Source organism: Ruegeria sp. AI2 (assembly GCF_056541275.1).
This window is the reverse complement of sequence record NZ_JBQFYB010000003.1, coordinates 143,561-167,370: the sequence shown is the minus strand read 5'-3', so window position 1 is coordinate 167,370 and position 23,810 is coordinate 143,561. Positions and strand designations below refer to the sequence as shown.

Here is a 23,810-nt window from a genome sequence, read left to right as displayed (position 1 = left end):
CCGGCTGGAAAATATTCTTTTATTTTTTTTCAGATACTTAACCGGTGTATTCTCCGAGAAATACAGATAAATCGCTGCTAATTATCTGCGATTCAGAGGCTGTTAACCCCCCGTCCCGTAAACCAGTTCTGCAATCAGGCGGAGCAACGGATGACCGAAGAGCAGCTTTCTTCCAATCACCCCCCACTCCCACCCACCACGGAAGAGGACCGGTTTTCGTGGCTTCGCCTGTTGCGTTCGCGCAAGGTCGGCCCGGCGACGTTTCGTCGGCTGCTGCGTGAACATGGCTCGGCGCAGAACGCGCTGGCCGCGCTGCCTGAAATGGCACGCGCCGCCGGAATAGATGGGTATGAAACCTGTCCCCCCGGCGTGATCGAGGCGGAACTCAGGGCCGCAGAAGCAGCCAAAGCGCGGCTTTTGTGCCTTGGGTCCGCAGATTTCCCCGACGCGTTGAACGACCTATCCGATGCCCCGCCCTTGCTTTGGGCCATCGGGGATGTGTCGCTGTTGCAGAAACCGGCGATTGCGATGGTGGGCGCGCGCAACTGTTCCTCGCTGGGCGCACGGATGGCGCGTGGTCTGGCGCGCGCCTTGGGTGAAAAGGGACATGTGATAGTCTCGGGTCTGGCGCGCGGCATTGATACGTCGGCGCATATGGCGTCGCTGGACACCGGCACTGTTGCCGTCATGGCGGGCGGTGTCGATGTCATTTACCCGGCCGAGAACACGGAACTGGCGCATAATATCGCGACCAAAGGCCTGCGGCTGTCGGAACAGCCAATGGGCGTGACTCCTCAGGCAAGGCATTTTCCACGCCGCAACCGGATCATCTCGGGCCTGGCCCAAGCGGTTGTGGTGGTCGAGGCCGCAGCAAAATCCGGCAGCCTGATCACAGCGCGTGACGCCCTGGATCAGGGGCGCGAGGTTCTGGCCGTGCCCGGCCATCCGTTCGACGCCCGCGCTGCCGGGTGCAACCTTTTGATTCGGGACGGTGCGACGCTGGTCCGTTCGGCAGACGACGTTGTCGAAGCCCTGCCGCAGCAAGGCGATCTGGTCTTTGCAAAACCCGAGCTGCCGCCCGCCATGCAGCCACGGCCTGCCGTACTGGACTTGCAGGCGCAAATCCTTGAGCGGTTGGGACCTTCCCCTATCGCCGAAGACCAGTTGCTGCGCGATATTGCGGCCTCGGCCGGGGATCTGGGGCCAGCGCTGCTCGACCTTGAACTGGACGGACGAATCCAGCGACAGCCGGGCGGGCTGTTGTCTCTGGCAGGCTGATTTGGACGGAAAACAAGATTGCCCAATCGAACGCTCTGCCTGCGATCAGGTGCGGGTATCACGCTGAAATCACGTCGCTTTTCCGCCTGCCAAAGGAACGCATTGACAATCCCCGCTTGCCCCACACATTTTGCACCACCATAGAAGGCGCCAAATTCGTCGAGCGAGGTTTCCCCTTAAATGCCCGTAGTTGTTGTAGAATCTCCGGCCAAAGCAAAAACAATCAATAAATATCTCGGCCCTGACTACACCGTTCTGGCCTCTTACGGCCATGTGCGGGACCTGCCGCCAAAGGACGGATCGGTGGATCCGGACCATGGATTTTCCATGACATGGGAAGTGGGCAATGACAGCCGCAAACATGTAAAGGCCATCGCCGACGCGCTGAAAGAAGACAACGCGCTGATCCTCGCCACCGACCCTGATCGTGAGGGTGAGGCCATCAGCTGGCATTTGCAGGAAGCGCTGACCAAGCGCCGCTCGATCAAGAAAGACACACCGGTTAGCCGGGTGACCTTCAACGCCATCACCAAAGAAGCGGTGACCGAGGCGATGAAGAACCCGCGCGACGTCGATATGCCCCTGGTCGAAGCGTATCTGGCACGCCGCGCCTTGGACTACCTTGTTGGCTTCAACCTGTCACCGGTTCTGTGGCGCAAACTGCCCGGCGCAAAATCCGCAGGTCGGGTGCAGTCGGTCTGTCTGCGCCTGATCGTCGAGCGTGAGATGGAGATCGAAGCGTTCAAGCCGGTCGAGTACTGGTCGGTTCGGGCCCTGTTCGAGACACCGCGTGGTCAGACCTATGAGGCGCGGCTGGTCACGTTGGCGGGCAAGAAACTGGACAAGCACGATCTGGCCAACGCAACACAAGCCGAACTGGCGGTTCAGGCCGTCACCAGCCGCGCGCTGCGTGTGACTTCGGTCGAAGCCAAGCCCGCCGCGCGCAATCCAAGCGCGCCGTTCATGACTTCGACCCTGCAACAGGAGGCGAGCCGCAAATTCGGCATGGGCGCGCGCCATGCGATGCAGGTTGCGCAGCGCCTCTATGAGGCCGGATACATTACCTATATGCGAACCGACGGGATCGACATGGCACCCGAGGCCGTGACGGCAACACGCGACACCATCGCGGACCGGTACGGTGCAGAATATGTGCCGGACAGCCCGCGTATGTACAAGAACAAGGCCAAGAACGCGCAGGAAGCACACGAATGTATCCGCCCCACGGATATGACGCGCGATGCCAAGGCGCTGAAGGTCACGGATGAAGATCAGCGCAAGCTTTATGATCTGATCTGGAAACGGACCATTGCCTGCCAGATGGCAGCAGCACGATTGGAGCGTACAACGGTCGAGATTGGCAGTGACGACGGTCAGGTCGGCCTGCGTGCCACCGGTCAGGTAGTATTGTTCGACGGGTTCATGCGCGTCTATGAGGAAGGCCGCGATGATGTCGCTGATGATGACGAAAAGCGCCTGCCACAGATCATGCAGGGCGACCCCGCGCGCTTTTCCAAAACTACGTTGCGTGATCAGTTTGCCAAGGCCACCAGCGAATCGGACAAAGCCGCAATCATGGCCGATAACGAAGCCGTTCTGGCGTTGCAGCATCACACGCAACCGCCCCCGCGCTATACCGAGGCCACTTTGGTCAAGCGGATGGAGGAGTTGGGGATCGGACGTCCTTCGACCTATGCCTCGATCGTGACCACGATTCAGGACCGTGAATATGTGCGCAAAGACAAGAACCGGCTGATCCCCGAGGAAAAGGGCCGGATCGTCACCATCTTTCTGCTGAACTTCTTCCATCAATACGTTGGATACGAATTCACCGCGAATCTGGAAGAGCAACTGGATGACGTCAGCGCCGGTGATCGCGACTACAAGGATCTGCTGGGCAAGTTCTGGCGCGATTTCTCGGCAGCGATTGGCGAAACATCCGAACTGCGCATCTCGGAAGTGCTGGACAAGCTGGACGAGGCTTTGGCGCCACAGCTTTACCCCCCGCGTGAGGACGGGTCCGACCCGCGCATCTGCCCGAAATGCGGGTTGGGGCAATTGCACCTGAAAACCTCGCGCACTGGCGGCTTCGTGGGCTGCGGCAACTATCCGGAGTGCAACTATACACGGCCCATCGCCGGTGAAGGCGCGGAAGGGGACGAACAATTGCTTGGCGAAGACGCCGGGGATGAGATCTGGCTGAAGTCCGGCCGCTTTGGGCCGTATGTCCAGCGAGGCGAACCCACGCCCGAGAACAAGAAGCCGCCGCGCGCCTCGCTTCCACGCGGCTGGAACAAGGATGACATGGATCTGGACAAGGCGCTGACGCTTCTGTCCCTGCCGCGTCAGATCGGTGAGCACCCCGAAGGCGGCATGATCACCTCGAACTTCGGGCGTTTTGGCCCCTATCTGATGCATCAGCTGGCCGATGAAGCCAAGCCGGTCTATGCCAATCTCAAAGACCCTAATGATGTGTTCGAAATCGGTATGAACCGCGCCGTTGAGCTTTTGGCCGAGAAACGAGCCAATCCCGGCGGACGCGGGCGCGCGGCGGCAAAACCCTTGAAAGACCTGGGCGAGCATCCAGACGGCGGCGCGATGCAGGTACTGGACGGACGGTACGGGCCATATGTAAAATGGGAAAAGGTCAACGCGACCATCCCGAAAGACATCAAGCCCGAAGACGTGACGCAGGAAATGGCCATCGAACTGGTCAATGAGCGCGCATCCAAGAAGGGCACCAAGAAAAAGGCTGCGCCCAAAAAGAAGGCTGCCGCCAAGAAGACAGCAAAGAAAGCGGCTGAATAAACCGGACTTTTGACCGGGACATGCCACCAAACGCGCGGGCCGGTTTCTGAATAAAGGAACCGGCCCGCGTGTTTACAGTCTGACGCGATACAGGATTGCGTTGTTCAGTAAAGGAGTTGAGACATGTTCAGAACCGCCATTCTTGTTGCGGCGATAAGCGTTGCGGCTGCCACGCAGGGCCAGGCCGCGCATCACGTCAAATCCGCCACAGCCGAAATCATCAACGCGCAAGGCGACGTCATTGGCCAGGCGAAGGCGACGCAAGGGCCCAATGGTGTTCTGCTGCACGTGCGCGTCACAGACCTGCCGCCGGGAAAACACGGGTTGCACCTGCACAGCCATGGTGTCTGCGAGGCCGGTGAAGGGTTCAAGACGGCCCAAGGCCATGTTGGCAAAGTTGAAGGCGCACATGGGCTGCTGAACTCAGAAGGCCCCGAGCCCGGCGATCTGCCCAATCTATATGTGGGACAGGATGGTGTGGGCGAGATGGAGGCCTTTACAAACCTGGTTTCGCTTGAGGGTGACGGGAATGCATTGCTGGATGCGGACGGGTCAACTTTCATCATCCACGAAGCTGGCGACGATCACATTAGCCAGCCCATTGGCGGTGCTGGCGGGCGCATCGCCTGTGGGATCCTGATCGCCGACTGACACTATTGTCAGCTGAACTACCGTAGAAATACCTGAACCTTCTGGTTTTATTGACTTCCCCATGACGTGGCGGCACAACCTGCCCATCACCATGTCATTGGGGGAGTTTTCCATGAAGAAAGTCTATGCCAATGCCGCCGAGGCACTCGATGGGGTGCTGACGGATGGCATGCTGATTGCCGCAGGCGGGTTTGGCCTGTGCGGCATTCCCGAACTGTTGCTTGCTGCCATCAGGGATTCGGGCGTCAAGGACCTGAGCTTTGCGTCGAACAATGCCGGTGTGGACGATTTCGGCATCGGCATCCTGTTGCAGACCAGGCAGGTCAGAAAGATGATCAGCTCGTATGTCGGCGAAAACGCCGAGTTCATGCGCCAGTACCTGAGCGGTGAGCTGGAACTGGAATTCAACCCGCAAGGAACACTGGCCGAACGGATGCGCGCCGGTGGTGCCGGTATTCCCGGGTTCTACACCAAGACGGGCGTCGGCACCGTGATTGCGGAAGGCAAGGAGCACAAGGATTTCAACGGCGAGACCTATATCCTTGAGGAAGGCATTTTTGCCGATCTGGCCATCGTCAAGGCTTGGAAAGCTGACGACACCGGCAATCTGGTGTTCCGCAAGACCGCCCGCAACTTTAATGTGCCCGCTGCAACCTGCGGCAAGATCTGCGTGGCCGAAGTGGAAGAGATTGTTCCGCGCGGCTCACTGGACCCGGACAAGATCCACCTGCCCGGTATCTATGTGCATCGCATCATTCAGGGCGATCATGAAAAGCGCATCGAACAGCGCACCACCCGCAAGAAGGAGGACGCATAATGCCCTGGGACCGCAATCAGATGGCCGCACGCGCGGCAGAGGAACTGGAAGACGGCATGTATGTGAACCTCGGCATCGGTATTCCGACGCTGGTGGCGAACTATGTCGGCGACAAGGACATCACACTGCAATCGGAAAACGGTATGCTGGGCATGGGCCCTTTCCCGTATGAAGGTGAAGAAGACCCGGACCTGATCAACGCCGGTAAACAGACGATCACCGAACTGTCCCGCACTGCCTATTTCGACAGCGCCACGTCCTTTGCGATGATCCGGGGCGGCAAGATCGCTGCTGCGATTCTGGGTGCCATGGAAGTGGATGAGAAAGGTGACCTGGCAAACTGGATGATCCCCGGCAAGCTGGTGAAAGGCATGGGCGGCGCCATGGACCTGGTTGCAGGCGTTGGGCGCGTGATCGTGGTTATGGACCACACCAACAAGCACGGTGAAAGCAAGGTCCTGAAGGAATGCACTCTGCCACTGACCGGCAAGGGCGTCGTGGATCGCATCATCACCAATCTGGGCGTTCTGGACGTGGTCGAGGGCGGATTGAGAATCGTCGAACTAGCAGATGGTGTCAGTGAAGACGAAATGCGCGCTGCGACCGAAGCGACAATCGTCGGCTGAACAAAAGAAAAGGCCCGCCGGATCGAGGCGGGCCTTTTTCAATTTGAGGTCTGGAACACGCACCCATCTGAAATCAGATCCGGCGGTGTCGCGCACAAAGCCCGCGCGATCTGGAAAGCGGCCAGAACCTTGGGGACATAATCCCGGGTTTCGGCATAAGGCGGCACGCCGCTGTGTTTACGTACAGCCCCCTCACCCGCGTTGTAACCGGCCAGAACCAGAATCGGGTCGTTGCCGAACTCTTCCATCAGCCAGTTGAGGTATTTCACGCCCCCGGCGATGTTCTGCGAGGGTTGCAGACTGTCCTTAACACCGAAGCGGGCAGCTGTGGCGGGCATCAACTGCATAAGCCCCTGCGCGCCGGCCGAACTGACGGCATCTGCGCGACCGGCCGATTCAACCGAAATGACGGCCAGCACCAGCGCTGGCGACACATTGGTTCCCACGGTTGACCGCAAAATCTCGATCCCGCGTTCTTTTGCTATGTTTTGCAGCGATTGCAGCCGGGGCGATCTTACATTCGTCGCCGCCAGCGCGTTAATCGCAGCATCAAGCCGCCCGGCCCCACCTTCATCGATATGCGGTGAAATGCGGTCCCAGAATGCCTTGTACGACCCTTTCGGGTCAGGCGCGGCACCGATTCCCGGCACTGTGGGCTGAACCACTTTGGTTCTTGCTATGATCTCTGGAACCACCAGCTCCACCCCTGTGCTGGGGGCTGAGGGCTTGGCCGCGTGTTCCTCGGGTGTGATCTGAATCGTCACACGTGGACGCTCACCCGGCTTGGGGGCCTTGATCCGCTTGTAAACTCCGCGCGGCTCAACCTCGGTCGCAGACCCGGGTGCGACACCAGATAGTAGAAACGCCAGTACACCGGCGCATTGAAGTGCGTTCCGGAGAGTCATGTGCCTGCCTCATGTATTCTTTTTACGCGATTTGAACCGCGAATCTTCGCCCAAGGCCAGAAAAACAAAGCGAATTGGGGCAATTTCGCCTCATTTGGCGTAAATTTGCACCGCTGCGGAGCTCTTGGTGTGGATTGAAGAAATTTTTTTCCGTTTTTTTACAATGATTTACGCATTTGGTGACTAAAAAGTTAAGCCGCACGAAAAAAAATCTGTGTTTGGCCCAATTCCTGCCACGCACAACAGGCAAACATTAATCCATACCGAGACGGACATGAGCGGCCTGAGAGAGAAAGCTCTGAAGAACGCCGAGGTTTGTTAAACTCTTTTTGATCCTTTAGGAGGGACGTAACATGATCAAGTTCATCAAGAACTTCCGCAAAGACGAAGACGGCGCAGTAACAGTTGACTGGGTTGTTCTGACCGCTGCAGTCATCGGCCTGGCAGCCGTTGCATACCAGCAGATCTCGGCTGGCGCGACCGGCCTGGCAACAGACGTGAACACCGCTCTGCAAGCATCGTCGATCAGCACCGGCAGCAACACCGCAACAGGTGGTATCACAGCTGCAGGCACCAACTAAGCCTCTGGTTTAGCAAGATTTCGAGACCGCGCCTTCAGGCGCGGTCTTTTTTGTTTCAGAAGTACCGGTACTTCTGAGGCAAAAATACAGGCTAATAGACATGACGCCGCCCGACACATCACGAGTGCCACCGAATTAGTCACGCCCTTTTCAGGTCTCACCGCAATAAGGAACACGAGAAAAAGTGCTGAATCTTAGATATCTTCACCAAAATCAACTTTTGGCCTGATTTCCGCCATCCGAACGAACCACTGTTGGGCGACGTTACGGGAAACACTGAATTGTCGTATTGGAGATATGTAGATGCTAAAGTTCCTTAATCGGTTCAAATCGGACGAAGCAGGAGCGGTGACCGTTGACTGGGTGGTTTTGACCGCAGTATTGATCGGTCTGTCAGGCGCGACCTACCTCGTCATCAGCTCAAGTGTTGATGGTATCGGCGGTAACATCAACCAAGCCATGAGTTCCTCTGTTGTCAGCACCGGCTCGAACACCGGGCCTGGCGGCCTCGTCACAGCGGGAACCAACTGAACCACAGCGAGTTTTCACATTCACCCACTTTCCTGAGCTTGTTGGTGAACGTGTAGGGCAAATAAACGCGGCGGCCTTTTTGGGGCGCGGCGTTTGTTTCGTTGTTCTTCGTCTGGCCTGCCGTAAGGAAATGACAGCAGTCGTTTTGCGGAATTGTGCGAAAGCTGACGCAGAATCTAACAAGCAGACATTTTTGTCCCACATTTCGACACAATTTACATTTAACACTTGGGCTGTTTCAAAGTGGCCCTTTGGCCGCTTAGTATCCGACTAAATAAGAAAGAGGTGCATGTATGCGAGCGGTATTCGGACTTGTCCTGATTGTCGGCGTTGCTCTGGCTGGGGGCGCCGTTTACATGGCGCGCAACTATATTGCGGCTTACCAAAGCGAACTGGCACGGCAGAAACAAGCGGCAGAAGAAGCGCTGGCCAATGCCAAAGTCGATGTCATTCCAACGGTAACTGTTTACGTTTCAAATCGTGCGCTGAAATACGGTGAACGCCTGACCCAGGAAGACGTTCGCGCTGTAGACTGGCCGGAAAACGCGATTCCCGAAGGTACGTTCTCTGATCTCACTGCCTTGTTTCCCGAAAGTGGCGCCAATGAGCGTTATATTCTGAGGACCATGGAAAAAGACGAGGCGATTATGGAGGTCAAGATCACACGGCCAGGCGAATCGGCCGGGCTGACCTCTCGTCTTGAAAAAGGTATGCGCGCCTTTGCGATCAGCGTCGACGTGGCCTCTGGTGTTTCAGGCTTCCTGCGCCCCGGCGACAATGTCGACATCTACTGGACCGGGTCAAGCGGGACGGTAGAAGGGAATTCTGGCGGCATCACCAAACTGATCGAAACCAACGTTCAGCTGATCGCCGTCGACCAGACCGCTGGTTCGGACGTCGCAAGCGCAACGATTGCACGCACAGTCACGGTCGCAGCCACGCCGGAACAGGTCGCAGCACTCGCGCAGGCCCAGAACACCGGGCGGCTGTCACTGGCTCTTGTAGGGGTGCAGGATGACTCAGTTGCGTCGACAATCGAGGTGGATCAGCGCAAACTGCTTGGAATTACGGCAGCCGCACCGGAACCCGAAAAAGAAGTTGAACAGGTCTGCACGACGCGCATCCGACGCGGTGGCGAGATTGTCAACGTGCCTATCCCCTGTACAAATTGACGCCAATTCAGAGTGTTACAAGATCGGAGCCGCATCTCAGATGCGGCTCTTTTCTTGTTGTTGTTGCCAATTCTCCACATAAGGAAAATTCCAGAAACCATTGATTATTGCAATAAATTCGGATTTCGCGCAGTCTCTCTGCACATAGGGCATAAGACCCAAAAAACGAGGCGTGATCGGAGAGGCAGGTCACATGACAATACGTTCCTGGATCAGCGCAACCCTGCTGGGGTTGTCGCTTGTTATGGGCCCGGTCGGCGATGCCGCCTGGGCTGAATCCCTTCGCGTGGTAAAAAAGGGCACAGTGGAAACGCTGGAAGTTCCGATGAACCGCGCGATTGTTGTGGAAAGCGAACAACCGTTTGCAGAGCTCAGCATTGCCAACGCAGGCATTGCGGATATCTCTTCGCTTTCGGATCGCACAATCTATGTTTTGGGTAAGGCCCCTGGCCTGACCACGCTAACACTGTTTGATGGCGCAGGAAATCTGCTTGCCAACGTACGTGTCCGGGTCTCGCCCGATGTAACCGAATTTAAAGAGCGTCTGCGTCAGATCCTGCCAAGCGAGCAGATTGAAGTGCGCACCGCCAATGATGGCATCGTACTGTCCGGCACGGTTTCAAGCGCCGCCAAACTGGCCCGCGCACTTGAATTGGCTGAACGCTACGCGCCCGAACGTGTATCGAACCTGATGTCTGTAGGTGGCGTGCAGCAAGTGATGTTGAAAGTACGCTTTGCCGAGATGAATCGTACTGTTGCCAAAAACCTGACAGCGTCGCTTGGTTTCGGCGGCAGTGACGTTACCGGCGGTTTCAACACACTCAACAACCAGCTTTCGCTGAACAACGCTATCGCGAACAACATCCCAAACGTTCAAACAAATACAGGCGCGATCCTGTTTGGGTTTGGCGCGGGCTCGACGCAGGTTCGCTTGTTGCTGGAAGCGCTTGAAAGCAAGGGTTTGGCCCGCAGCCTGGCCGAACCAAATTTGTCTGCCCTGTCTGGGCAAGAAGCAACATTCCTGGCCGGCGGCGAAGTTCCGATTCCTGTACCACAGGATGATGGCGTCGTAGCTATTGAATATAAGGCTTTCGGGGTCGAGATGGACTTCATCCCACGTGTTGTGGATGGTAACCTGATCAACCTTGAAATGGGAACTGCCGTTTCCAGCATCGATCAAAGCTCGGACTTTACGATCAACGGCGATTCTGTTCCCAGCTTCATTACCCGTCGTGCGACGACCACGATTGAACTGCGCGATGGGGAAAGCTTTGCCATTGCGGGTCTGATTCAGGATGATTTTGCTGATCTCAGCAATCAGGTTCCGTGGCTGGGAGATGTACCGGTGCTGGGCGCATTGTTTCGCAGCGCGAACTATCAACGCGCTCAAAGCGAACTTGTGATAATCATCACGGCGCATCTTGTAACGCCGACACGCGGCGAGGCGCTAGCCCTTCCTACCGATCGTGTCAAACCGCCCAGCGAATTTGACCTGTTCGTGAATGGTCGGGTTGCTCGTACACAGCGTCCCGGAGCCGGCGGAGCATCCGAAGTTGCCAAACAGGACTTCGGCAGCTCGTACGGCTACGTCCTAGATTGATCAGGAGGATAGGACCAATGCAGAAGTGGATCATCACACTGGGTCTTACGGTCGCCGTTGCCGCATGTACGCGCGAGGCCGGATACGAGATCGATGCCGGAACCTTCGGAAACGCGACATTGAACAATATACAGGTTCAAAACGGCGAGTTGACATATGCTCAGATTCTCGGTCGCAGATTTGCCGCAGATGTGCCCAGTCAAGTGAACTTTGCCTTCAACAGTTCGCAACTGGACGCATCAGCTCAACGCATTCTGCTGCAGCAAGCTGACTGGATCAAACAGTTCCCCGAAGCTAGGTTCCGGGTTTACGGACATACGGATGCCGTAGGCTCAACAAGCTACAACAAGAGTCTTGGGATGCGCCGCGCACAAGCGGTAGTCGCATTCCTTGAACGGCAAGGAATCTCGCGTTCACGTCTTGAAGCCGTTGTATCCTTTGGAAAAACGCAGCCGTTGATCGCGACGCCGAATCGGGACCGCCGCAACCGCCGGACTGTAACGGAAGTTTCTGGCTTTGTTGACCGTCACCCGCAACTGCTGGACGGCAAATACGCCAACGTCATTTATCGCGAATACGTTGAAAGCGCGACGTGGAAGAGCACGATTGAACAGGTGACCGCGACAGACGCATCTGATGCGGGTGAATAATATACGCGAAATGGGCGACATCGTCGCCCATTTCCCTACAATTGGTTCTTTTGCGCCCAATTCTTGCCCAACTTCAGAGCAACTTTGTGAACAATAGGGTGACCTGCGGCCAAATTTGACCGTATTGGGGCGACAGCACATCAATCTGGCGGAATTCGTTCATATGACATGCTGAGCCCTCACGACGAGGATAGTGTTTATGACCAGCGCAACGCCGCAAGACGAAACTTCTGCAATCCTGGCCTGCACCATAAGCCGGGATGTCCAGAATTTTGATCTCTTGATCGAAGACATGGAAACCATTCTGGGCGAGCGCTGGGGCGACTTGGGCTTTGCCGAAGCGCTGGCCTTTTTTAGCCAACCAGAAGCCGAAGCGCTTGAATTCGTTGCATTGGCAATCGACGGGGAAGATGAAGACAACCTGTCATTGATGGGTGAAATCATCACAAGGGCCAAGGAAAAGAAGATCAAGGTCGTCTTGATCGCCGAGGACGTCACACCTGCTTCGCTCCACCAATTGCTGCGCAAGGGCGCGGACGAATTTGTCCCCTACCCGCTTCCGGAAGGTGAATTGCAGGAAGCGGTAGAACGCATGAAGCAGCCCGATCCGGTTGTCATGGCGCAAGCCGCGGCTGTTCCATTGGCAAATGGCGAATCAAAGGAAGGCGCGCTGTTCGTCGTTCAGGGACTGGCCGGTGGCGTGGGATCCACGACTTTGGCGGTAAACCTGGCCTGGGAACTGGCCTGTGCATCGGACAAGGATGCCCCGTCCGTCTGTCTGATCGATCTGGACCTGCAATACGGCACGGTTTCAACCTATTTGGACCTGGCACGCCGCGAGACGGTGTTTGAAATGCTGTCCGATACGGATTCGATGGACAGCGAGGTTTTCTCACAAGCTCTTCAAACTTATGAAGAAAAACTTCAGGTCCTGACTGCACCATCCGATATGGTGCCATTGGATCTGATTACCCCCGAAGACATCCAGCGCGTGATTGACATGGCGCGCACGCATTTCGACTATGTGATTGTGGATATGCCCAAGACGCTGGTCTTGTGGTCGGAAACGGTCTTGCAGGCGGCGCATGTTTATTTTGCGATGATCGAGCTTGATATGCGATCGGCTCAGAACGCCCTGCGCCTCAAACGCGCGTTGCAGGCCGAAGAACTGCCCTTCAACAAGCTGCGCTTTGCGCTGAACCGGGCCCCAAAATTCACCGATTTGAATGGAAAAAGCCGCGTGAAACGCATGGGGGAAAGCCTTGGCATCTCAATTGATCTGCTGCTGCCTGATGGGGGCAAACCTGTCATGCAAAGTGGCGACCATGGTTTGCCGCTGGCCAATTCAGCCGCCAAGAACCCGCTTCGCCGGGAAATCGCGAAGCTGGCCAAATCACTTCACAGCCTTGGCAGCAGCAGCGCTGAAGCTGCGTAACATCATCCCAAGGGGGGATCGCCGTGTTCTCAAGATATAAAAAACAGCCGGCAGCGCAGCCCGTCAAAGCGGCAGCACAGCCGGTCGAAACAGCGGCACCCGCCGCGCAAGCTGCCCCCACCCCTGCAGCAACGGCCGTCGCACGCAGACCTCAGAAGAAAGCCGCCGAGGTTGCCGGGGCCGATCGTGATCGAAAACGCAAAGAGCGGCTGAGTGAGATCAAAATCGAACTGCATCGCGAGTTGCTGGAGAACCTGAACCTGGCGGCTTTGGAAACCGCAGCCGAAGCGGAGCTACGGGCCGAAATTAGCGCAATCGCCAGCGAAGTTCTGGAAACCAGAAACATCGTTCTGAATCGCGACGACCGATCGCAGCTGAACAAAGAACTTTATGACGAAGTAACAGGCCTTGGCCCGCTTGAGACGCTGCTGCAGGACGATAGTGTCAACGATATTCTGGTCAACGGACCGCATCAGATTTTCGTGGAACGTGCCGGTAAGCTGGAAATCAGCGACATCACGTTCAAGGATGAAAAGCACCTGATGCGGATCATCGATAAGATCGTGTCCGCGGTAGGCCGTCGAGTCGATGAATCCAACCCCTATGTTGACGCCCGACTGGCCGATGGATCGCGATTCAACGCCATGGTGCCCCCTATCGCGGTTGATGGGTCTCTGGTTTCGATTCGTAAATTCAAAAAAGACAAGCTTGGTATCGATGATCTGGTCAATTTTGGTGCGTTCACCGAGGAAATGGCTGCCTATTTGCAAGCTGCCGTGTCGACCCGACTGAACGTTATCGTGTCGGGCGGTACCGGTTCCGGTAAAACGACTACGCTCAACGCTCTGTCCAGCTTTATCGACGATGCCGAACGCATCCTGACCATCGAGGATACAGCGGAACTTCAGCTGCAACAGACGCATGTGGGCCGGATGGAAAGCCGACCGCCCAACGTGGAAGGCAAAGGTGAGGTCAGTCCGCGCGACTGTCTGAAGAACGCCTTGCGTATGCGACCTGACCGCATCATCGTCGGCGAGACACGCGGCGCCGAGGTGATCGATATGTTGCAGGCCATGAACACTGGCCACGACGGTTCGATGACCACGATCCACGCGAACTCCGCTCGGGATGGGATTTCACGCCTGGAAAACATGATCGCGATGGCCGGCATCGAAATGCCCATTAAGGCCGTCCGCAGCCAGATCGCAAGCGCTGTGAACCTGATCGTTCAGGCCAGCCGATTGCAGGACGGTTCGCGCCGCATGACCTCGATCACCGAGATTACCGGTATGGAAGGTGACGTGATTTCAATGCAGGAAATCTTTCGTTTTCAACGTGTTGGCCTGACACCTGACAACAAGATCATCGGTCACTTTACCGCAACTGGTGTGCGCAGCCACTATTCGGAACGCTTCCGTCTGTGGGGGTTTGATCTGCCCGCATCCATCTACGACCCAACCACAATGTAGGAGAACCGGGTATGCAATTGCCTATGGAGGCGATCATCTATGTCGCCATCTTTGTGGGGGTTCTTGCCCTGGTCGAGGGCATCTATCTGGTTGCGTTCGGCAAATCCATCAGTCTGAACAGCCGGGTCAACCGGCGTCTGGACATGCTGGAAAAGGGTGCCGGGCGCGAACAGGTGCTGGAGCAGCTGCGCAAGGAAATGCAGCAGCACATGAAATCACAGAGCATTCCTCTGTATTCGCTGCTTGCTGACAAGGCTCAAAAAGCCGCCATTGCGTTTTCACCCCGTCAGCTGATCATGATCATGGCTCTGGTCTCGGCCATGGCGTTTGTCGGTCTGAGCATCGGTACCGCGACGGATACGGCGCTGCGCATCGCGATTTCAATCGCCATCGGTATTGGCGGTGTTTACGCGTGGGTAAACCACAAGGCCAAGAAACGTATGGGCATGATCGAAGAGCAACTGCCTGACGCGGTTGAGCTGATGGTGCGTTCGCTTCGTGTGGGTAATCCTTTCGTTTCGACAATTCAGGTTGTTTCCAACGAAGTTCAGGATCCGCTGGGAACCGAGTTTGGTATTATCGCGGATGAATGCGCCTATGGACGCGATGTGGGCGAGGCGCTCAAAGATATGGCCGAACGTCTGGACATGCAGGATCTTCGGTTCCTCGCGGTTGCTGTGGGTATTCAGCAGCAGTCCGGTGGTAACCTGGCTGAAATTCTGGCTGGATTGGCACAGGTGATCCGCGCGCGGTTCCGCCTGTTCCGGCGCGTCAAGGCGATCACGGCCGAAGCCCAATGGTCAGGTAAGTTCCTGTCTGGCTTCCCAATTGCGTGTCTGATTTTCATCCTGGTCAAGGATCCGGGGTATTATGACGAAGTGTTGGATCACCCCTGGTTCATCCCTGCGTGTTTCGTTGTCGGCATTTTGCTGACGCTAAACCTGATCGTCATGAAGATCATCACCAACATCAAGGTCTGAGGGCAGCACAATGGAATTTCTGACCAACATCAATGACCTGCTGACCCAACACCTGGGTGAGTTCGGCCCCCTGATCGTAGTGGGTGTACTTGGCCTGATCATGGTTCTTGTCGCTGTCTCACTGATCATGAGCCAGCCGGAAGATCCTCTGAAAAAGCTTCAGCGGTCGAATGCGGCGCCCCGGGCGACGAAAAAAAGCAAGAAAGAGCAACTGCGAAACTCCAGCCGCAATGAGCAGCTTGAGAAATTCGCGACTTTCCTGGAGCCGAAAAACGAAGAAGAGTATTCGGCGGTTGAGCTGAAGCTGCGTCAGGCGGGATACCGGTCAAAAGATGCGGTCCGGTTCTTTCACTTTGCGCAGTTTTCGCTGGGTATCATTGGTATCGTTGTCGGTGTTCTGCTAATTACGGTCCTGTCAAACGGTCAGGAGTTCACCGGCCAGCAGATGATAATTCGGGTATTCGTGCCAGCCGCAATCGGTTATTTCGCGCCGAAATACTGGATCACGCGCCGGGTCGAAGCACGCAAAGAGGCGATTACCGCAGGCTTTCCAGATACGCTTGACCTGATGCTGGTCTGTGTTGAGGCCGGACAATCACTGGACCAGGCCATCGTGCGCGTGTCCGGTGAAATGAAATCCTCCTACCCAGATATTGCTCAGGAATTCGAAACCGTCGCACACGAGATGAAAGCCGGTAAGGACAAAGACACTGTTTTGCGCGATTTCGGAGTGCGCTGCGGCGTACAGGACGTGAACTCATTCGTCACCGTGATGATCCAGTCGGCGACTTTCGGTACATCCATTGCCGAGGCATTGCGGGTTTACGCCTCAGAGATGCGTGACAAACGCGTGATGCGCGCCGAAGAGGCTGCGAACAAGTTGCCTACCAAGATGACTCTTGTCACAATGATGCTGACAGTTCCGCCACTGCTGATCATTCTGGTCGGCCCGTCGGCGAATGTCATTTCGACTTTCGGGCGCGCAGGATGATAAAACCCTATGAAAGCTGAATTCTGGTGCTTCCCTTCCGGGTTTCGCCGAATACTTAAGGCCACCGTGGTTTGCACCATGGTGGCTTCTTGCACAGAAGGCCTGTCGCCGAACGGCCTGGATGCGCCGGGAGTTGATCCCCGGGGACAAGCTGAAGACAATATCGAGGTCGGAAACCGGCTGATGGCTGCCGGTGAATACGAACTGGCGCTTGATACCTTTACACGCGCCGCGCTGGACCAGGGTATGACGACACAGGTCCTGACCTCTCTGGGTACGGCCAATCTTGGGTTGCGGCGTTTAGGGCAGGCGGAGAAATTGCTGCGCCGCGCCGTGGAAGGCGATCCGGATTGGCCTGTTGCATGGAATAATCTGGGCGTTCTGCTGATGGAGAAACAGGAGTACCCCGAAGCGGCGCAGGTCTTTCAACGGGCTTACGCGCTGGACAATGGCGAAAGTGACGCAATCCGCGACAATCTGCGCTTAGCACTCGCAAAAATGGAAAATCCTGTTAATAATATCCCGCAAGAACAACAAGAATTTACACTGGAGCAGCTTGGCGACGGGCAATTCGCGCTACGCAAAATCCAGTAATCGAGGCAAGAGCAGTAAAGGACGCAAAAATGCGCCAGCAATTCTTGATTCCGGCAGTTATTGTCAGCGGTCTGATCCTTTCGGCCTGTGCAAAGGAAACCGAAGAGGAAAAGGTGGAACGAACGTTTCAGGAAGTGAACGTCATTGACGAAACCAACCTGAACGATGTGTTGTTGAGTGCCGCCGACCCGAATGAGGCGGTGACGTATTTCCACGGTGCCACACTCAAGAACCCTGATCGCATCGACCTTCAGCGCGGATTGGCAATATCCTTGGGACGCGCAAAACGCACCACCGAAGCGGCAGCAGCGTGGAAGCGCGTGACGACAATGAAGGGTACGAACGCCGCAGACAAGGTCGAGTATGCCGATGCGCTGGTGCGAAATGGCGACTGGTCTCAGGCCAAAACCGTTCTGGATTCGGTTCCCCCAACATTCGAAACCTTCAAACGCTACCGTCTTGAGGCGGTGGTCGCGGATTCCCGGAAAGAGTGGAAGCGGGCTGATCATTTCTATGAAACGGCCGTTGGGCTGACCACCCGCCCGGGCAGCGTGATGAACAATTGGGGGTATTCGAAACTAACCCGTGGCCAGTATGCCGAGGCCGAACGCCTGTTTACCGACGCAGTCCGTCAGGACAGCTCTTTGTTCACTGCCAAGAACAATCTGGTGCTGGCCCGGTCAGCGCAGGGCAACTATAGCCTTCCTGTGGTGCCGATGACCCAGGTTGAACGAGCGCTACTGCTGAATACGATGGGTATTTCCGCAGTCAAACAAGGCGACGTAGAAACCGCGAAAAACCTGTTCCGCGAGGCTATTGCCACTCATCCGCAGCATTTCGATGAAGCGGTTCGCTCGCTTCGCGCGCTTGAAGAGGCCTGACACATGCAAATCCCCGCTGCGGCGGCGGCATGGTTCCTGCCCTTCTTACTGCCGATCTGCTTTTACGTGGCCTTCACGGATATGCGTGAGATGCGGATCAAGAACCATGCGGTTGTTGCCCTGGCGCTGATTTATGTCGTGGTCGGGCTGATTGCCATCCCGCCCTGGTCCACCGGTGCGGTCAGCGGTCATCTGTTGCTGATCAATGTGTCGATGCCAATCTACTTCTGGCACCTTCTGCATATCCCTGTTGTGTTGATTTTCGGCATTCTTCTGAACGCGTCAGGAGCAATGGGCGCAGGTGACGCGAAGTTTCTTGCCGCGTCCGCGCCATTTGTCTGGCTTGGCGATCTAAAGCTGGTGCTTCTTATTCTGACCGCCTGTATTCTGGCTGCCGTGGTCACGCACCGTTTGGCGAAAATCACAAAGTTGCGCACCATTGCGCCACATTGGGAAAGCTGGGATCGGGGCAAACAGTTCCCCATGGGTTTCGCACTGGGTGGCTCGCTGGCCATGTATCTGATTCTGGGTACTGTTCTCGGTTCGTAAACTATCATCAGCGCGCCTTGCCGCTGCCTTTGTCCCGCCACAAAGCTGGGTCACTTTTCCTTCAAGTCGCCCTTATTCGGGCAGTTGGCGTTACAATTTGACGAACGAGCACCGCGCATGAATATGCAGACTTCCTCTGTTATGGCCCCCCCTGCCCCGAAGGGGTTAGGCGAAATGAAGCTTCCGCTGGTGATGATGCGGGATATTTTGCTGAAGACCATATTCCGCAAGAATGCGAGCACAGTGTCAGAAGTTTCTGCGGCCATATGTCTGCCCGGCGCTGTCACGCAGGAACTGATCGATATCGCGCGCGAACAAAAATTGCTTGAGGCTACGGGGACGCTGAACGCCAACAGTGGCAACGAGATGGGATATCAGCTGACTGATGCCGGCAAGGCCCGCGCACTGGATGCCCTCAGCCAGTCCGAGTATTTCGGTGCGATGCCCGTGCCGCTGGATGTCTATCGCGAGCAGGTCAAGCGCCAGTCGATCCGCAACATTCAGGTCACGCGCGACCAGTTGACCAATGCCATGGGCCATCTGGTTCTGCCCGACAGCCTGCTGGATCATCTGGGCCCGGCGGTCAGCGCAGGCCGGTCGATCCTGATGTATGGCCCGCCGGGCAACGGTAAATCGTCCATCTCGAACGGCATTCGCGATGCGTTGGGGGACAATGTCTATGTACCCTATGCCATCGAATATGCGGGGCAGGTGATCACAGTCTACGACCCGATCGTGCATACCGCGATCGAGCAGGAGGCCGACGACCCGAACAGCCTGCGCCGCCGCAAACGGTTCGACTCACGCTATGTACAGTGTGAACGCCCGACCGTAGTCACCGGCGGTGAACTGTCGCTTAGTATGCTGGACCTGGTCTACAACCCCACGGCAAGAACCTATCAGGCACCGCTTCAGCTGAAATCCACCGGCGGCATCTTTATCGTGGACGACCTTGGCCGTCAGGCCGAACCGCCGCAGGCGCTGGTCAACCGCTGGATTGTTCCACTGGAAGAGAACAAGGATATCCTTGGCCTGCAATCGGGTGAGAAATTCGAAGTTCCGTTTGATACGCTGGTCATTTTCTCGACCAACTTCCACCCGAACGAGATCTTTGACCAGGCGGCCCTGCGCCGGATCTTCTTCAAGATCAAGATCGACGGCCCGAATCAGGAAAACTTCCTGAAGATTTTCGCCATGGTTGCGCGCAAACGCGGGATGCCGCTGGATGAGGCGGCGCTGGTGCATTTGCTGAAGGTCAAGTACCCGACCATCAACAATATCTACGCCAACTATCAACCGATCTTCCTGATCGACCAGATGATCTCGATCTGCGAGTTCGAAGGCATCCCCTATCAGATGAGCCCGGAACTGATCGACCGGGCCTGGGCCAACATGTTCGTCAAAGACGAGAAAATCGTCAAATAACGCCGTGCCATTACCACTCCGGGGCGGGTAGTCTGCGTTCATGACGCAGATTCCCGCACGGATTGCCGCGTGGTTTTCCACCAAAGGCTGGTCCATCCACCCGCATCAGCAAGAGATGTTCGACCGCGCATGCAACCCGGCGACACTGCTGATTGCGCCCACCGGTGGCGGCAAGACCATGGCCGGGTTTCTGCCGTCGCTGGCTGAACTTGCGGATGCTGATCACAATGGATTGCACACAATCTATGTCTCGCCGCTCAAGGCGCTGGCAGCGGATATCAAACGTAACCTGCGCACCCCGGTGGATGAGATCGGTCTGCCTATTCGGATCGAGGATCGCACCGGTGACACCTCGGCCACGCAAAAGAAACGCCAACGGGCCGATCCGCCCCACATCCTGCTGACCACACCGGAAAGTCTGGCGTTGCTGACCTCGTACGAGGATGCGCCGCGTATGTTTGAAGGGGTACAGCGGATCATCGTCGATGAAATCCACGCACTGGCTGAAAGCAAGCGCGGGGATCAGCTAATGCTGGCGCTGGCACGTCTGCAACGCCTCAATCCCGATCTGCGCCGCGTCGGGCTATCGGCGACGGTGGAAGATCCTGTTGCGATTGCCCGCTTTCTGGCCCGCCATCCTGATCCCTGCCAGATTGTACAGGCCGACCCCGGCCCGGACCCGGATATCCGAATGCTGGAAACGCCACAGATGCCACCCTGGTCTGGTGGTGGCGCGGCTTATGCCATCCCAGCTGTGCTGGAGCAGATCAAGCATCACAAGACCACGTTGATCTTTCACAATACGCGCGCCCAGGCCGAGATATTCTTTCACAATCTTTGGCTGGCCAATGATGACGGTCTGCCCATCGGTATCCATCACGGCAGTCTGGACCGACAACAGCGCGAGCGGGTCGAGGCGGCGATGGTTCGGGGGGACTTACGCGCCATCGTCTGCACCGGTTCGCTGGATCTGGGCATCGATTGGGGGGATGTCGATCTGGTGATCCAGATCGGCGCGCCAAAGAATGTCAAACGGCTGGTGCAAAGGATCGGACGGGCCAACCACCGCTATAACGCACCTTCCAAGGCGCTTTTGGTGCCTGCCAATCGCTTCGAAGTGGTCGAATGCGTCGCCGCGCTAGAGGCCGCCAAAGCCCATGAATTGGATGGGGAACCCCGCGGTCGCGGCCCGCGCGATGTTTTGTGCCAGCATATCCTGATTGCCGCCTGCGCCGGGGCGTTTAACGCAGATGATCTGTATGCCGAGATGACATCCGCCGGGCCTTACGCTCTACTGACGCGGGCCGAGTTTGACGCCTGCCTGAATTTCTGCGCCACCGGCGGCTATGCTCTGCAAGCCTATGATCGTTGGCAAAGGCTGCAACACCGCGCCGACGGGCAATGGCAGCTGCGCGACCCGCGCGCCGCATCGCGAATTCGTATGAACCTGGGCACTATTCAGGACACGGATACGCTCAAGGTTCGTCTGAAACGCAACCGGGGCGGCAAACCCTTGGGTGAGGTGGAAGAAGCGTTCGCTGCCTCGCTGACACCCGGCGACACTTTCCTGATCGGCGGGCAAATCGTGCGGTATGAGGGGCTGCGCGAGATGGTGGTCGAAGTCACGCGGCGTGCTGACCGAAAGCCAAAGATTGCGACCTTTTCGGGCACGAAATTCGCAACCTCAACGCAACTCAGCGACCGCATCCTGAACATGTTCGCCCAACAGGGCTGGCCACAGCTTCCCCCTCATACGTCTGAATGGCTGGATTTGCAGCGCCAGATGTCCCGCCTGCCCCAGCGTGATCGGCTGCTGATCGAGAGCTTTCCCAGCGACGGGCGTGAACATCTGTGCGTCTACGGATTCGCTGGGCGCAACGCGCAACAAACACTGGGCCTGCTGCTGACCAAACGGATGGAGGAAACCGGTTTGGCCCCGCTGGGGTTTGTCGCCACGGACTATGCCACGTTGATCTGGGGTCTGGACGCGGTTACCGATCCCCGCCCATTGCTTCAACCCGATGCCCTGCGCGACGGGCTTGACACCTGGCTGGCAGGCAACGCCGTTATGAAGCGCACGTTTCGTGCATCGGCCACCATTGCCGGTCTGATCGAACGCAACATGGCAGGGCAGCGCAAAAGCGGGCGGCAGGCTACGTTTTCGTCGGACATCCTGTATGACACCTTGCTGAAATACGATCCCGATCACCTATTGATGCAGATCACCCGCGAAGAAGCCATGCGCGGGCTTGTCGATTTCGGTCGGATCGAAACAATGCTGGCCCGAATTGGCGACAGAATTGATCTGGTGCGGCTCGAGCGTGTCTCGCCCCTGTCAGCGCCTCTGTTTCTGGAGGTTGGCAAAGTGCCGGTGAAAGGCAGTGCCGAAGAAAGGCTTCTGGCGGAGGAAAGCGCGCGTCTGCTGCAAGCGGCGGGGTTGGATCAGCTTTGATCTGCTTGCGCCGGGCTCTGAAACAGGCCAAGAACGTATCATGAACGAATTTGGGTTTCCCTTTGCAGGTCAGCGCCTGTGTGCTTTGCCTTCCGGTGCGCTTTGGTGGCCAGACGAAAACCTGCTGTGCGTGTCGGACCTGCATCTGGGCAAATCCGAGCGCGTGGCGCGGAGTGGTGGGCCTTCGCTTCCGCCTTATGACAGCCGCGAAACGCTGGACCGCCTGAAGGACGACCTGGGGCATACGAACGCCAAAACCGTTGTATGTCTGGGCGACAGCTTCGATGATCTTGAGGCTGCCCGGGCGCTGCCAAAATCAGAAATGCTAAGGATCGCGACCTTACAGTCCGGACGTCAGTGGATCTGGATTGAGGGGAACCACGATCCCGGTCCTATTGAGATGGGTGGAACCCATCTGTTCGAATGGCACCGTGGCCCGCTTGTTTTCCGTCATATCGCGCAGGATCCCGCGCGACGAGAAGTTTCCGGCCATTACCATCCAAAAGTCCGGATCAGGGTCAAGGGACGTCATATTTCACGCCCCGCCTTTCTGCTGAACGATCATCGCCTGATACTTCCGGCATATGGCACCTTTACCGGGGGGCTGCGCAGTTCGGATCATGTGCTGTCGGCACTCATGGGATCGCAGGCGATGGCGATTCTCACAGGTCCGCATCCGCATATGATGCCAATGCCACAATAGGTTCAAATCAGGCCGTCCTGTTCCAGCAACGGCTTGTATTTCCGGCTGACCGGAACCAGATCGCCATTGACCAGTTTCAGAAAGGTTTTGCTGCCTTCTCTTTCGACACTTGCAATGGATGCGTCGGTGACCCAATGCGAACGGTGCGAACAATGACCCGGGACAGGCTCCATCTCGGCGATTGCATCTGTGAAACGCGACCGAAGCGTGAAGGTGCCTTCTGAGGTGACAACATCCACGTTGTGATCCCGAACAGTCAGGCGATAGATCTGCCCGTTGAACCTGGGCGGCAAGCGTTTGACAAGGCGTGGTTTTTCAGGATCGGATTCAGTATTTGCCGAGGCCTTCAGGTCGTTACGCTGAACAAGCATCAAGCCAGTCGCGAACAAAGCGCCGTACACGACAACCCGTTCGGTATCTGGCACCATATTTCCACCAAGGATGTAAAGTGCCCAGGCTAGCATCCACAAAGAAGGCGTGAACAATGCTACGGTCAAGACAACATATGTCAGGTCCCGCGCCAGAAGGTTCAGAAGTGCAAAATTCTTCTGCATCAGCTTTCGGACCAGCCCGGTCACCGTCAGAGCAAGGAGCATTACACCGGCCCAGAATACAAGCCGCAGTCCAAATGAAAGGTCAGAGTCAAGAAAGGGTGGAAACGCATATGCAAGTAAAGGAAGAAAGGCCAAACCCGCTGCCACACGCTGCGGTG

General features: G+C 56.8%; 22 protein-coding genes. 20 read left to right on the top strand and 2 right to left on the bottom strand.

All coding sequences use genetic code 11. The features are described 5' to 3' along the window. Window positions 1–150: 150 nt before the first annotated feature. From dprA to ACR0LL_RS09645, 5 genes are all read left to right on the top strand, one after another. A complete protein-coding gene (dprA, locus tag ACR0LL_RS09665; protein ID WP_480586156.1) occupies window positions 151–1,278 on the top strand; it encodes a DNA-processing protein DprA in 1,128 nt (375 codons plus the stop codon). A 180-nt stretch (window positions 1,279–1,458) separates the two neighbouring features. After that, window positions 1,459–4,086 carry a type I DNA topoisomerase gene (topA, locus tag ACR0LL_RS09660; RefSeq protein WP_480586153.1) on the top strand — a complete coding sequence of 876 codons (2,628 nt, stop codon included), beginning with the start codon at window positions 1,459–1,461 and terminating at the stop codon, window positions 4,084–4,086. A gap of 123 nt (window positions 4,087–4,209) precedes the next feature. After that, entirely contained in the window at window positions 4,210–4,737 is a 528-nt protein-coding gene (locus ACR0LL_RS09655) for a superoxide dismutase family protein (RefSeq protein ID WP_267363042.1), read from the top strand. A 112-nt stretch (window positions 4,738–4,849) separates the two neighbouring features. Next, window positions 4,850–5,554 carry a CoA transferase subunit A gene (locus tag ACR0LL_RS09650; RefSeq protein ID WP_267363040.1) on the top strand — a complete coding sequence of 235 codons (705 nt, stop codon included), beginning with the start codon at window positions 4,850–4,852 and terminating at the stop codon, window positions 5,552–5,554. After that, on the top strand, window positions 5,554–6,180 hold the full coding sequence (locus ACR0LL_RS09645) for a CoA transferase subunit B (RefSeq protein ID WP_267363038.1): 627 nt from the start codon (window positions 5,554–5,556) through the stop codon (window positions 6,178–6,180). The genes ACR0LL_RS09650 and ACR0LL_RS09645 overlap by 1 nt, the downstream gene beginning before the upstream one ends. Window positions 6,181–6,218: 38 nt before the next feature. Here ACR0LL_RS09645 and ACR0LL_RS09640 read toward each other — a convergent pair whose 3' ends face one another. Next, the gene (locus ACR0LL_RS09640; RefSeq protein WP_480488501.1) at window positions 6,219–7,085 is read right to left on the bottom strand and encodes a lytic transglycosylase domain-containing protein; all 867 of its coding nucleotides are present in this window, start codon (window positions 7,083–7,085) and stop codon (window positions 6,219–6,221) included. 353 nt (window positions 7,086–7,438) lie between these two features. Between ACR0LL_RS09640 and ACR0LL_RS09635 the strand changes: the two genes are divergently transcribed. The 15 genes from ACR0LL_RS09635 (at window position 7,439) to pdeM (ending at window position 23,098) form a co-directional block, all read left to right on the top strand. Then, window positions 7,439–7,666 carry a Flp family type IVb pilin gene (locus ACR0LL_RS09635; RefSeq protein WP_171724432.1) on the top strand — a complete coding sequence of 76 codons (228 nt, stop codon included), beginning with the start codon at window positions 7,439–7,441 and terminating at the stop codon, window positions 7,664–7,666. Window positions 7,667–7,969: 303 nt separating this feature from the next. Further along, on the top strand, window positions 7,970–8,197 hold the full coding sequence (locus ACR0LL_RS09630) for a hypothetical protein (RefSeq protein ID WP_171724433.1): 228 nt from the start codon (window positions 7,970–7,972) through the stop codon (window positions 8,195–8,197). Between the two features lie 293 nt (window positions 8,198–8,490). Then, the gene (gene cpaB / locus ACR0LL_RS09625) at window positions 8,491–9,369 is read left to right on the top strand and encodes a Flp pilus assembly protein CpaB (RefSeq protein WP_480586150.1); all 879 of its coding nucleotides are present in this window, start codon (window positions 8,491–8,493) and stop codon (window positions 9,367–9,369) included. A 193-nt stretch (window positions 9,370–9,562) separates the two neighbouring features. Further along, on the top strand, window positions 9,563–10,969 hold the full coding sequence (locus tag ACR0LL_RS09620) for a type II and III secretion system protein family protein (RefSeq protein WP_480586147.1): 1,407 nt from the start codon (window positions 9,563–9,565) through the stop codon (window positions 10,967–10,969). Window positions 10,970–10,986: 17 nt separating this feature from the next. Further along, the gene (locus ACR0LL_RS09615) at window positions 10,987–11,619 is read left to right on the top strand and encodes an OmpA family protein (protein ID WP_480518846.1); all 633 of its coding nucleotides are present in this window, start codon (window positions 10,987–10,989) and stop codon (window positions 11,617–11,619) included. A gap of 199 nt (window positions 11,620–11,818) precedes the next feature. Further along, window positions 11,819–13,054, top strand: a complete 1,236-nt coding sequence (locus ACR0LL_RS09610) for a CpaE/TadZ family protein (RefSeq protein ID WP_480586144.1) — start codon at window positions 11,819–11,821, stop codon at window positions 13,052–13,054. A gap of 23 nt (window positions 13,055–13,077) precedes the next feature. Continuing rightward, a complete protein-coding gene (locus ACR0LL_RS09605) occupies window positions 13,078–14,523 on the top strand; it encodes a TadA family conjugal transfer-associated ATPase (RefSeq protein WP_480586141.1) in 1,446 nt (481 codons plus the stop codon). 11 nt (window positions 14,524–14,534) lie between these two features. Next, entirely contained in the window at window positions 14,535–15,503 is a 969-nt protein-coding gene (locus tag ACR0LL_RS09600; RefSeq protein ID WP_267363023.1) for a type II secretion system F family protein, read from the top strand. Between the two features lie 10 nt (window positions 15,504–15,513). After that, a complete protein-coding gene (locus tag ACR0LL_RS09595) occupies window positions 15,514–16,494 on the top strand; it encodes a type II secretion system F family protein (protein WP_480586138.1) in 981 nt (326 codons plus the stop codon). A gap of 9 nt (window positions 16,495–16,503) precedes the next feature. After that, window positions 16,504–17,088, top strand: coding sequence for a tetratricopeptide repeat protein (locus tag ACR0LL_RS09590; protein ID WP_480586136.1), 585 nt, complete (start codon window positions 16,504–16,506; stop codon window positions 17,086–17,088). A gap of 29 nt (window positions 17,089–17,117) precedes the next feature. Further along, the gene (locus tag ACR0LL_RS09585) at window positions 17,118–17,969 is read left to right on the top strand and encodes a tetratricopeptide repeat protein (RefSeq protein WP_267363020.1); all 852 of its coding nucleotides are present in this window, start codon (window positions 17,118–17,120) and stop codon (window positions 17,967–17,969) included. 3 nt (window positions 17,970–17,972) lie between these two features. Then, window positions 17,973–18,518: a prepilin peptidase gene (locus ACR0LL_RS09580; RefSeq protein WP_480586133.1), complete on the top strand. Its 546-nt coding sequence runs from the start codon at window positions 17,973–17,975 to the stop codon at window positions 18,516–18,518. A gap of 117 nt (window positions 18,519–18,635) precedes the next feature. Further along, the gene (locus tag ACR0LL_RS09575) at window positions 18,636–19,943 is read left to right on the top strand and encodes an ATPase (RefSeq protein WP_209505546.1); all 1,308 of its coding nucleotides are present in this window, start codon (window positions 18,636–18,638) and stop codon (window positions 19,941–19,943) included. A 40-nt stretch (window positions 19,944–19,983) separates the two neighbouring features. Beyond that, complete coding sequence (locus ACR0LL_RS09570) at window positions 19,984–22,395, top strand: ligase-associated DNA damage response DEXH box helicase (RefSeq protein WP_480586130.1); 2,412 nt, start codon at window positions 19,984–19,986, stop codon at window positions 22,393–22,395. Between the two features lie 40 nt (window positions 22,396–22,435). Continuing rightward, window positions 22,436–23,098, top strand: coding sequence for a ligase-associated DNA damage response endonuclease PdeM (gene pdeM, locus ACR0LL_RS09565; protein WP_480586127.1), 663 nt, complete (start codon window positions 22,436–22,438; stop codon window positions 23,096–23,098). A gap of 2 nt (window positions 23,099–23,100) precedes the next feature. Here pdeM and ACR0LL_RS09560 read toward each other — a convergent pair whose 3' ends face one another. Next, entirely contained in the window at window positions 23,101–23,694 is a 594-nt protein-coding gene (locus tag ACR0LL_RS09560) for a LytTR family DNA-binding domain-containing protein (protein ID WP_480586124.1), read from the bottom strand. Window positions 23,695–23,810: the final 116 nt, after the last annotated feature.